The following is an 11,299-nucleotide window of genomic DNA, read 5'->3' as shown; positions in this document are numbered from 1 at the left end:
CCATATTGTAATTCGATTCGTACTGGATGCTTGCCGACCATGTTCCGCTGTTCGCGCGGACGGAAAAATCGTATAAAATTTCGCCATGCGTCCAGTTTCTCTTCATCTTCAGCGCTTCGATCGCCATTCTCCTGAACGCTTGAACCTGAGCGGGAGTCATGCCTTTGGGAGCGCTTTCGAGCTCGCCGTTTCGGCTTTCGATCGGGTGATGCCGAATACCGAATTTCCCGACCGTGTTGTTACGGATATGTATCAGTACAGTACCGGCAACCGCATTCGTCAATTCCTCTTCCAGCTGACGAAAAACAAAGTCTACTTGCCGGGCTAGCGGCATCGCATCCGCATCCATCACTTCACCTCCTTGTATTACCCTTAATTTCTTGTTGTTTCCAGTTGCAAGCTTATTATAAGACAATAGTCCCTTATTTTCAACAAAATTTATCATTTTATTAGTTCTTTAGGACCATTAACACTTACACTTCCCTTGCTCCGCTTCATTGCCGACGGCTGCAATACTTGATCAGCTGCGCGGCGTTGCGCGCCGCCGCTTCCAGATTTTTCTCCGCGTGCCGCAAACATTCCTCCAGCGATACGGGTGACGTTACCGTGGAGAAGCAGCTGACAAAGTAAGGCTGAAGCCGCTCCCAGCCCGTCCCCAGACTTCCGGAAATGAGCAGCGCGGGCTTGCCGGCCGACTGCGCAAGCTTGCCGACATGAAGCGGCAGCTTGCCGAACAGCGTTTGCCCGTCGCTGCGCCCTTCCCCGGTTATAATCCAGTCCGAACGGGCTATGCGGGCGCGCAATCCGACGATCCGTTCCAAAACTTCGGCGCCGGGCACGATCTTTCCGCCGAGCAGCAGCAGGGCAAAACCGAGGCCGCCCGCCGCTCCGGCGCCGGGGAAGTCGCGCAGCCGTTTGCCTGCCGCATCCTCAACCTGATCGGCATACCGGCACATCGCCTGCTCCAGCAGCTCGACCATAGCGGCATCCGCCCCCTTCTGGGGACCGTAAACCCGGGTCGCGCCCTGCTCTCCGAGCAGCGGATTCGCCACATCGGAAGCGATCGTAATCGCGCATTCCGCCAGACGCTTGTCCAGTCCGGACAAGTCGACACGCGCAAGCTCGGCCAAATCCCGTCCGAAGCCGGCCAGTTCCTCGCCGTCCCGTCCCCAAAATTTCGCCCCGAGCGCGCTCAGCATGCCCATCCCGCCATCGTTCGTCGCACTGCCTCCCAATCCGATCACCATCCGCCGGTATCCGCGGTCCAGAACCTGACGCATCGCATCGCCGAGTCCTCTGGTCGTCGCGAGCAGCGGATTGCGTTCGGACGGCTTCACCATCGGCAGCCCGAACAGGCCGGCGGCTTCCATGACCGCGCAAGGTCCGTCTTCGGTCTCGATATGGCCGATGCGGGCGGCGATCGGTTCACCGGACCATCCGGCCGCCGTCAGCTCGACGATCCGCCCCGACGCCCCCGCGACGATCGCCTCCACCGTTCCTTCCCCGCCGTCCGCCATCGGCAGCGCCTCGATATCGGCGTCTTCCAGCTCCGCGCGCAGCGCCCTCCCGATTACGGCGCATACTTCCAATGCCGACATGCTTCCTTTGTACGAATCCGGCGCAAGCACGATTTTCATTCGACCGCCTCCTACAGCTTCCATAATCGTGCGGACGCTTTCTTCCGCTTTGACTGCATTATACCAAATTGCTTTTGGCGGGAATAAACGTTTTCCGGAACTCGTTTAAAAAAGTGCGTGCATCTGCCGATATATTGGTTATAAAGGCACGGCTATTGCAGGCAGTTAGACCTAAACCATCGGAACTTATGGCCGTTTATACCTATGAAAAGGAGCGTATTCAGATGCAATGGTTCTACTCCTTATCCTTGCGCAAGAAGCTTCTGACGGGCTGCTACGCGATCGCGCTGCTGCTGTCTGCGGCCATGGTGCTGACGACCAGTTTGAGCGGAGGCTCGTTTTGGGCCGCATTGATCGTCGCGCTCGCCCTGCTCTGCGTCGTATACCCGGTTGTTCGCGTGATCGAGCGGGCGATCGGCGGTTCCATCGAAGAGATGACCTCCATTGCGTTCCGCATCTCCAAAGGGGATTTTACGCAGAAAGTCGACATGAATTCCTCGATGGCTTCCTTGGGCGAGCTCGGCCATTCGTTCAACAGCATGATTGACAAGCTTCGCGAAATTTTGAACAACACGATGAATCTGACCCGTCACGTGACGGAGGCGAGCCACAGCATCCACAGCCGCAACCAGGAGTTGAAAACGGTTATGGAACAGGTTGCGGCTTCGGCGGGGGAACTGGCGACCGGGGCTAACGAAATTTCCCGGGATGTCGGCGACATGACCGAATCGATCCGGGAGATCGAAGAGCAGGTCGCCTCCTATGCCGATTCGACACGGGAGATGAATCGCCGTTCCGAGCAGACCTTGCAGCTGGTCGAGCAAGGACGGCAGGCTGTCGATACGCAGGCCGAGGGCATGAAACGAAATGTGGAAGCGACCGCCAAAGTCGCGGAAACGATCGCCGATCTGGCGAAAAATGCAGAAGGCATCTCGGCCATTACGCGGACAATCTCGGATCTGGCCGAACAGACGAATCTGCTGTCGCTGAACGCCTCGATCGAGGCCGCCCGGGCGGGCGAGCATGGCAAAGGCTTTGCGGTAGTCGCTCAGGAGGTTCGCAAACTTGCCGAGGAATCGAGCACGGCTACCAAAGAAGTGTTCGGGCTTGTCCGCAATATTGACACCGGCATTCAGCAGGCGATCGAACATATGCGGGCCAACGAAGAAATCGTCCGGCTGCAGAACGAGCTGCTGAAGGATTCGGAACGGATTTTTGAAGAAATCGTTCAGAGCATGCGCTTCATATCCGAGCAAATATCCGCGTTCGCAGGCCAGAGCGACTCCATGCTGGACAGCGCCCGGCACATTGCCGGCGCCATCCAGAACATATCCGCCATTACGCAGCAGGCGGCGGCCGGCACCGAGCAAATGTCTTCCTCGATGAACGAACAGATCGCCTCGCTGCAGAACGTCGTCGAAGATACGAACCGCATGCTCCAGATGGTATCGCAGCTTCAGCGGACCATTCAAATTTTCAAGCTTCAATAAAACGCGGCGCGAGCGGCTTGTCCCCGGGAACAAGCCGCTCGCGCCGTCTTCATGTCCGAATCTTCTATCCGTTATTCCTTTTGTATTCGTACCCGATCGCATCGAGAAAGGCGCGGGCCAGCACCATATGTCCGGCGGCCGACGGATGAACGCGATCCCAGGCCAGAACGGCGGGGTATACATGCTCCAGCACGCGGTCGAACGCCGCCTGCGTATCGACGAACAGCGTGCCGTTCCGTTCCGCCACCCGCTTCACGATCCCGCCGTACTGGTCCATTCGCGCGCGCATCGCGTCGCTCTTGTTCGGTTCCAGGTAGAACGGCGTCATCAGAACGATGCCCTTGACGCTGGGAGCGGTCTGCGCCACAAGCCGCTCCAGCGTTTCTTCGTATTCTTCAGGCAGCACATGGATTTCCGGCATCGTCGGCCGGTCGAATTGCCGCCACACATCGTTCGTCCCGATCATCACGGACACCCATTGCGGCTTAAGCTCCAGCACGTCGGTCTGCCACCGCTGCTGCAAATCGCGAACCGTATTGCCGCTAATGCCGGTGTTCGTTACGCGGATGTTCAGCTCCGGATATGCCGATGTCAGGAAAGCCTCGACGAGACTGACATATCCTCTTCCGAGCCCGTCGGATGAGCCTTCGCCAATCGGCCGGCCGCGTCCGCAATCGGTGATGGAATCTCCGATCATGACAAGCCTGTCATTCCGATCCAATTTCATGAGCCGTTTTCCCTCTCCCTTGCCGGCGGGGCTGTCCCCCATGCTGCGGATGGCGAATCAGCGCTCCGCCCTCATCGTATTGGTCAGCGAACCGAGCTTTTCGATCTGGATGGTGACAACGTCGCCGTCTTTCAAGTATACTTGCTTTTCCGGCGGATAGCCAAGCACAACCCCTTCCGGCGTGCCCGTCAGGATAATGTCGCCGGGAACGAGTGTCATATGCTGTGAGATATAGTGGACGATCTCCTTGCAGGAGAAAATCATATCGGACGTGTTGGACTGCTGCCGCACTTCCCCGTTGACGGTGCAGGAGATGGCCAAATTGTTCGGATCGCCCACTTCATCGGCCGTGACCAGATAAGGTCCGAGCGGAGAGAAGCCGTCGCAGCATTTGCCGAGCAGCCACTGCGGGGTGCGGAACTGCAGATCGCGGGCCGACAAATCGTTGACGCAGCAGTAACCGAACACGTAATCGAGCGCATCGTCCGGCGAATCGATATATTTCGCTTCCTTGCCGATGACGATGACGAGCTCGGCCTCGTAATCGACCTGCTCGCTCACTTTCGGGAGCGCCACCTCGTCGCCGTGTCCGCACAGCGTATTGGCGAATTTATTGAACAGAATCGGATATTGCGGAATCGGCGAGTTCGTCTCTTCCGCATGCTTCCGGTAATTCAGCCCGACGCAAATTATTTTGCCCGGCCGCGTCACGCACGGCGCCAGCCGCAGCGACGCCTCCTCGCGAATGGCTCCGCCCGGCGCGGACAGCGCCTTGTCCACAATGCCGTTCAGCGCCGCGATAGCCGCGCTGCCGCCTTCGATGACGGCATGGACGTCCGCCGGCGCTTCGATTCCGGCGGCCTCGGCAGCGGCCGCAACGTCGACGACGCCTTTGTCCGTCACGACGCCCAGGCGCACGTCCCCATTCTCTTTAAAATTCAACAGCTTCATATTCGCATCTCCTCTCCTATATGGCTCCTTATATATGGCTCCTTACGCGTTCTTGCCGAATACGACGCCGCCGTCGATGTACAGCGGCGAGCCCATCATAAATTTCGATTCGTCGGATGCGAGGAACAGCGCCGCCTTGGCCACATCCTCCGGCCGTCCGAGCTCCCCTGTCAGCTGGCGCCGCTTGATCGAGGCGAACCCTTCCTCGGGATCGGCGTACGACGTGCGCAAATAATGCTCCACGAACGGCGTCAGAATGGTGCCCGGCAGCAGCGCGTTGACCCGGATGCCGTATTCCGCATAGTCGACCTGCATCGACTTGGTCAGCGCGAGCACGGCGCCTTTCGTCGCCGAGTACGACGCCCTGCGGGCGAGGCCGATCTCGGCGATGCAGGACGACATGTTGATGATGTTGCCCGAACGCCGCTCCATCATATGCGGAATGACGTATTTGCACGGCAGATAGACCCCGCGGATATTGACGTTCATCACCTTGTCCCATACGTCCGGCTCGACCTCGTGAATCGCGCCTACGCCGCTGATGCCCGCGTTGTTGAACAGCACGTCGATGCGCCCGAGCCGGCCGATTGCCGTATCGACCATCGCCTTCACCGATGCCGGATCGGTGACGTCCGCCTGAATAAACAGGGCGGAGCCTCCCGCCGCTTCGATTTCCCGGACGGTTTCCTCGCCTTTGGCCGGCTCGAGATCGTTGACGATTACCGTCGCCCCTTCGCCGGCGAACAACAGCGCGCTCGCTTTGCCGATTCCCGAACCCGCTCCGGTGATCAGCACCACTTTGTCTTTCAACCTCATCGTTGCTTGCTCCTCCCCCAATATGGCCCCGCGTCCTTCGCACAGAGCGAGGACCCGGCCCTGCGCTTTTTCCTTCCGTTACAGTCTTTGCCGGGAAGCCGAGATGCGCTTCGCGACCTCCCGCACTTCCGCTTCGGCCTGCTGCTGCTTCCGTTCCCATTCGTGAACGGTCATCGAGCAGCTGACGCCGGCTATGACCCGGCCTTCGCTGTCCACTACCGGAGCGGCAACGCAGCAGAAGCCGAGCACGCCTTCCTGCAAGTCATACGCGACGCCTGCCGCCGCCGCAGCGCGCAGCTCCGCGAACAGCGCGTCCCGGCTCGGAAGCGAATGGGGCGTCACCCGCCGCAGCGGCTCGCCATCCGGGTACAGCGATAGCCACGTTTCCTCCGGCAGCCCGGCCAGCATCGCCTTGCCGAGCGCCGTAGCGTGAGCGGGAAAGCGCATGCCGGGCGAGGAGGCCAGCCGGACGGGCGTATCCGCCTCCTCCTTCGCCAGATAGACGACCTCCCGGCCTTCGAGCTTGCCGAGCTGGAACGTCTCGCCGATCCGCCGCTTCGCCACCCCCGCTTCGCGGTGAAATGCGGCTATATAGTCGTGCTGGCGGAAGTAAGCGCCACCAAACTCCCCCATCGCGGAGCCGAGCGCATACGTATCGTCGGCAAGCTTGTCGACCCAGCGCATCCGCTCCAGCGTCGTCAGCATCGCATACATCGAGCTCTTGTTCACGTTCAGCCGCCGCGACAGCTCCATCAGCTTCCAGCGCGCCGGTTCTGCCGCAATGAGACGAAGCACTTCGTTGGCCCGCAGGACGGCGGGCACCTGGTATTTCTCTGCCAAAGCCCACTTCCTTTTGGTTTAGTATATAAAACCGTTGTTTTGTATAATGCAATCTTATCATACCACGGAAACGCTTACGCGAGCAATACCGTTCATACGGATAGCCGAGATTAGCCGGGCCTGGATTACCGGGATTGCAGGGATTTTTGCCGGGGATTGCCGGGGATTACAGGGGATTACCGGGATTGCAGGGATTGCAGGGATTGTCGGGGATTGCAGGGGTTGCCGAGATAGCCGGGGTTGCCGCCTTCTCCTTCCGCCGCAGCATGAGCCGGAACCCAATTGACTGTAAGCGAGCATTATGCCGTCTCATTTAACTGTCATTAACCTTTTCCTTGGCGGTCCCTTCCAACCGCTCGAACTGTGCTACAATGAGGCTGAATCATTGCCGCTTCAAGAAACGCTCGGCATGTTCCGGGGAAGGCGGCGCTGTTGCCTACGTTTTCGCACAACGATAAATGTCAGTCAAGCCCGCCCAAAGATCCGAACGCCCCGGGCATCAGGACGGATGCGGCCCGTCCGGCAAAGGAGGCGAATAGAGCTTGAAATTATCCGTCTTTACGGTGGCGGTTCCCGACATGACGCCGGAGCAGCTGTGCTCGGCGGCCGAGGCGGCGGGGATCGTCGGCATCGAATGGAGATGCAAGGAAACGCCCGAGCATGTGCGGAAGGAAGCGCCCTCGTTCTGGGGCAATAACCGCTGCACGATCGATCCCCGGGCGTCGGAGGAAGAACTGGCGTCCCTGGCGCAAACGGTGCGCGCAACGGGCAGACGGTCGCTTGCGCTGGCCCCTTACTTGTCCTGCGGCGACCTGGAGGGTACCGAGCGCATGTTTCGCATCGCCCGTTCGCTTGGGGCCTCTCTTGTGCGCGTCGGCATCCCGGGCTACGACGGCAGCCGCGATTTCGGCAGCCTGTTCGCCGAGGCGTCCGCTTATTTGGCCGAAGTGGAAGCGCTCGCAGGCGACTATGGGGTGAAGGCGCTCGTGGAGACGCATCACCGGACGATTGCGCCCAGCGCCTCGCTCGCCCACCGTCTCGTATCGCGTTTCGATCCGGACAAAGTAGGCGTGCTGTACGATCCCGGCAACATGGTGTACGAAGGATTCGAAAATTACCGGATGGGGCTTGAGCTGCTCGGCCCGTATCTGGCGCATGTCCATGTCAAAAATGCCGGATGGTCGCCCGCCCGCGGCGGGAGCGGCGCGCATCCGAACTTGCCCCAGGCCGAAGGGAGCGGCGGACCGGAAGCCGAGCCGTTGTCTCCGGTCGAGTGGACTTGCGGATGGCGGCCGATCGCGAGCGGCATCGTGCCGTGGCGGCAGGTGCTCGCCGATCTCAAGGCCGTCGGCTACGACGGCTGGCTCGGTCTGGAAGATTTCAGCGGAGCTTACGGCTCCGCGGAGATGCTGCGCGTATATGCGGCGCAAATGAACGAATGGCAGGGAGATGGAACGAATGGATAACGTACGGTTCGGAATTGTAGGAATCGGCAATATGGGGGCGAGCCATGCGAAGCATTTGCTGGCCGGCGCCGTCAACGGCGCGACGCTTGCGGCCGTTTGCGACGGCATGCCGGAAAACGGCAGTGGGCGGAAGCCCATCTGCCCGGCGTTCCCTTTTTTGAAACGTCGGAGCAGATGTACGAATCCGGACTCGTGGACGCGGTCATGATCGCGACACCGCATTATGATCATCCGCCGGAAGCCCGCAAAGCGTTCGCCGCCGGCCTGCACGTCCTGATCGAGAAGCCGGCGGGCGTCTATACGAAGCAGGTTCGCCAGATGAACGAAGCCGCCGCGGCGAGCGGTCGCAAATTCGGCATCGTCTACAACCAGCGCATGAATCCGCTGTACGTGAAGCTGCGCGAATTGATCGCAAGCGGCGAGCTGGGCGAAATCCGCCGCACGAACTGGATCATCACGAACTGGTACCGTTCGCAGGCGTATTACGATTCGGGCTCCTGGCGCGCGACCTGGGCCGGAGAAGGCGGCGGCGTGCTAATCAACCAATGTCCGCATCAGCTGGATCTGTGGCAGTGGACGATCGGCATGATGCCGTCGCGAATCCGGGCGTTCTGCCATTTCGGCAAGCATCGCGACATCGAGGTAGAGGACGACGTCACCGCTTACGTCGAGTACCCGAACGGCGCGACCGGCGTATTCGTGACGACGACCGGCGAAGCGCCGGGCACGAACCGGTTCGAGGTCAGCGGCGACCGCGGCAAAATCGTCGTCGAGAACGGCAACATGCAGTTTTGGCGGCTGCGCGAGTCGGAACGGGAGTTCAACAAGCGCAACCATGTCCCTTTCGCCGCTCCGGAATGCTGGAAAGTGGAGCTTCCGCCGTTCGGCCGCAGCCCCGAACATGTCGGGATCATGCAAAATTTCACCGACGCCATCCGGCACGGCACGCCGCTTGTCGCTCCAGGCGAAGAAGGAATACGCGGTCTTTCCATTTCCAATGCGATGCATCTGTCTACCTGGCTCGACGATTGGGTCGACCTGCCTTTTGACGAAGATTTGTACGAGCGCGAGCTGAACCGGCGGATCGCAGGCTCCCGGCATTCCAAGAGAGCCGAACTGCAGAGCGCGGCCCCTGTCGATTTGTCCGGCACGCATTAACCCGCAAATGAAAGGACGTGAGCTTCCGATGTCAGCATCATCCTCTCCCGAACCTACCTTCGGCAAGAAGGACGGCATGACCTACGCGCCGAAAGCCGCCAAGCCGGAGCCCGTATGCGGGCCGGGCGAATTCGTTTTCGCCGCTGCGGCGCTTGACCACGGCCATATTTACGGCCAGACCAACGGCCTGCTTGAGGCTGGCGGAACGCTGAAATGGGTGTACGATCCCGATCCGGACAAGGTGAAGGCGTTCTGCCGCACCTTTCCGCAAGCGAAGGCGGCGCCGTCGCTGGAAACGATTCTGAACGATCCCGAAGTCCGGCTCGTCGCCGCGGCCGCCATTCCTTCCGAACGGTGCGCGCTCGGCTTGCGGGTCATGGACAGCGGCAAAGATTATTTTACCGACAAGACGCCTTTCACCACGCTGGAGCAGCTGGCCGCCGCCCGCCGCAAAGCCGCCGAAACGGGGCGCAAATATATGGTATACTACAGCGAGCGTCTCCATGTCGAAAGCGCGATCTATGCCGGCCGGTTAATTGATGAAGGAGCGATCGGGCGCGTCGTCCAGGTGCTGGGCACCGGACCGCATCGGCTTGGCAAGAACCGCCCGGACTGGTTTTTCCGCAAAGAACAATACGGCGGCATCCTGTGCGACATCGGCAGCCATCAGATCGAGCAGTTTCTTTATTATACGGGCTGCAAGGATGCGCGCGTGGCCTCGAGCAAGGTCGGGAACTACCGCAATCCGCAGCATCCGGAACTGGAGGATTTCGGCGATGCGACGCTGATCGGCGACAACGGCGCAACCGGATATTTCCGCGTCGACTGGCTGACGCCCGACGGGCTCGGCACCTGGGGCGACGGACGGACGATCATTCTCGGGACGGACGGCTATATCGAGCTGCGCAAATATATCGATGTCGCCCGCGAGAAGTCCGGCGACCATGTATACCTGGTCAATCACGAGGGCGAGTATCATTTCAACGTCAGCGGACAAATCGGATACCCGTTTTTCGGCGAACTCATTCTCGACTGCCTGAACCGGACGGAACATGCGATGACCCAGGAGCATGCGTTCAAAGCGGCGGAACTATGTCTGATCGCGCAGCGGGACGCGGAACGGGTGCAATAACGGTAAGCGGCATGGTACAATCGCCTTACGAAGAAACGTTTCCGTGCCGCTAGCCGGCACGGAAGACGAAGATACGCCGGAGGTGAGGGCCGATGGCCGTGCCGCAATGGGATCGGCCGATCGATTTCGTTTACCGCCACGCAGCGCCGATGGAAGGAATCCACTTCCATTCCCATGCCATGTACGAGCTGTATTATTTTCATCAGGGGCAATGCAATTATTTGATCGGGGACAAGCTGTTCTCGCTTTCGCCCGGCGATCTTATCCTGATGCACGGGATGACGCTTCACTGCCCGAATCCTTCCCCGCACGCGCCGTATGTGCGGACCATGTTCCATTTCGATCCGGCGTACGTTCAGCGGATTTTACAGCCCGAGCTGGCGCGGGCGCTGCTTGCGCCGTTCGAGCGGCTGCGCAATTATCGCATTCGGCTGAATCCGGATCAGCGGAAGGAAGCGGAGCGGATGTTCGCGGAGATGGACGGGCTGTACGCCGCCGGCGACGGCGGGCCGGATTATAAGTACGAGCGGTTCGTCATGCGTTTTATCGAGCTGCTGTATATGGTGAAAGGCTGGTGCGCCTCTCCGGAAGGCGCCCATGCCCCGGCTTCCGAACGGGAGAAGCATGTGCAGCGGGTCATTACGTTTCTGGAAGAGCACTATGCCGAGCATTTGACGCTAGAGGCGATAGCCGAATCGCTCCATCTGACGAAGCCGTATTTGTCCAACATGTTCAAGAGCGTAACCGGTACGACCGTATTCAAATATTTGTACAACCGGCGCATTAATCAGGCCAAAATTTACTTCCGCCTCGAGCCCCATCGTTCGGTGACGGATATTTGCCATGCGGTCGGGTTTCAGCATTTGCCACATTTTAGCCGAATGTTCAAGGCGGCGGTCGGCACGACGCCCGAAGCGTACCGCAGACGGATGGCCCAGGCGGCGTCCCGGTCCTAGACGGCCGGCGGACCGGGACAGGCGCTGCCGGGCCTGCGCGCTGCCGTACTGCGCGCAGGCCCGGCTTTCGGGCTATACCTGCAAACCGAAGCCGCCGGTGACAGCCGAAGGCGGTGAATACTGCAA

Annotated in this window: 10 protein-coding genes and 1 pseudogene; 5 read left to right on the top strand and 6 right to left on the bottom strand. The window is 60.1% G+C overall.

Annotated features, from left to right (window positions below):
* Positions 1-349 (bottom strand): O-methyltransferase (locus tag PACILC2_RS23370; protein WP_213531210.1); only part of this gene is annotated, 349 nt, incomplete at its 3' end.
* Between the two features lie 145 nt (positions 350-494).
* Positions 495-1,637, bottom strand: a complete 1,143-nt coding sequence (locus tag PACILC2_RS23365) for a glycerate kinase (RefSeq protein ID WP_213531208.1) — start codon at positions 1,635-1,637, stop codon at positions 495-497.
* A gap of 224 nt (positions 1,638-1,861) precedes the next feature.
* On the opposite strand from PACILC2_RS23365, the gene PACILC2_RS23360 reads away from it, so the two are divergent.
* On the top strand, positions 1,862-3,127 hold the full coding sequence (locus PACILC2_RS23360; protein WP_213531206.1) for a methyl-accepting chemotaxis protein: 1,266 nt from the start codon (positions 1,862-1,864) through the stop codon (positions 3,125-3,127).
* A gap of 64 nt (positions 3,128-3,191) precedes the next feature.
* Here the strand turns inward: PACILC2_RS23360 and PACILC2_RS23355 are convergent, their stop codons facing one another.
* From PACILC2_RS23355 to PACILC2_RS23340, 4 genes are all read right to left on the bottom strand, one after another.
* Positions 3,192-3,854 carry an SGNH/GDSL hydrolase family protein gene (locus PACILC2_RS23355; protein ID WP_062491428.1) on the bottom strand — a complete coding sequence of 221 codons (663 nt, stop codon included), beginning with the start codon at positions 3,852-3,854 and terminating at the stop codon, positions 3,192-3,194.
* Positions 3,855-3,911: 57 nt separating this feature from the next.
* Complete coding sequence (locus tag PACILC2_RS23350; RefSeq protein ID WP_213531204.1) at positions 3,912-4,805, bottom strand: fumarylacetoacetate hydrolase family protein; 894 nt, start codon at positions 4,803-4,805, stop codon at positions 3,912-3,914.
* Positions 4,806-4,847: 42 nt separating this feature from the next.
* The gene (locus PACILC2_RS23345) at positions 4,848-5,621 is read right to left on the bottom strand and encodes an SDR family NAD(P)-dependent oxidoreductase (RefSeq protein ID WP_062491424.1); all 774 of its coding nucleotides are present in this window, start codon (positions 5,619-5,621) and stop codon (positions 4,848-4,850) included.
* A 78-nt stretch (positions 5,622-5,699) separates the two neighbouring features.
* Positions 5,700-6,461 (bottom strand): IclR family transcriptional regulator, encoded by a 762-nt coding sequence (locus PACILC2_RS23340; protein ID WP_213531202.1) that lies wholly within the window; start codon positions 6,459-6,461, stop codon positions 5,700-5,702.
* Between the two features lie 542 nt (positions 6,462-7,003).
* Between PACILC2_RS23340 and PACILC2_RS23335 the strand changes: the two genes are divergently transcribed.
* The 4 genes and pseudogenes from PACILC2_RS23335 (at position 7,004) to PACILC2_RS23320 (ending at position 11,173) form a co-directional block, all read left to right on the top strand.
* Positions 7,004-7,927, top strand: a complete 924-nt coding sequence (locus PACILC2_RS23335) for a sugar phosphate isomerase/epimerase family protein (RefSeq protein WP_062491421.1) — start codon at positions 7,004-7,006, stop codon at positions 7,925-7,927.
* Positions 7,920-9,085 (top strand): annotated as a pseudogene (locus tag PACILC2_RS23330) (Gfo/Idh/MocA family protein). The gene PACILC2_RS23335 and the pseudogene PACILC2_RS23330 overlap by 8 nt, the downstream one beginning before the upstream one ends.
* Before the next feature lie 28 nt (positions 9,086-9,113).
* Entirely contained in the window at positions 9,114-10,217 is a 1,104-nt protein-coding gene (locus PACILC2_RS23325) for a Gfo/Idh/MocA family protein (protein ID WP_213531200.1), read from the top strand.
* Between the two features lie 92 nt (positions 10,218-10,309).
* Positions 10,310-11,173, top strand: a complete 864-nt coding sequence (locus PACILC2_RS23320) for a helix-turn-helix transcriptional regulator (RefSeq protein WP_213531198.1) — start codon at positions 10,310-10,312, stop codon at positions 11,171-11,173.
* Positions 11,174-11,299: the final 126 nt, after the last annotated feature.

The sequence above is a fragment of the Paenibacillus cisolokensis genome (assembly GCF_018403665.1).
Classification (GTDB): domain Bacteria; phylum Bacillota; class Bacilli; order Paenibacillales; family Paenibacillaceae; genus Paenibacillus_AH; species Paenibacillus_AH cisolokensis.
The sequence above is the reverse complement of the archived record's forward strand: the minus strand, read 5'-3'. Positions and strand labels throughout refer to the sequence as shown.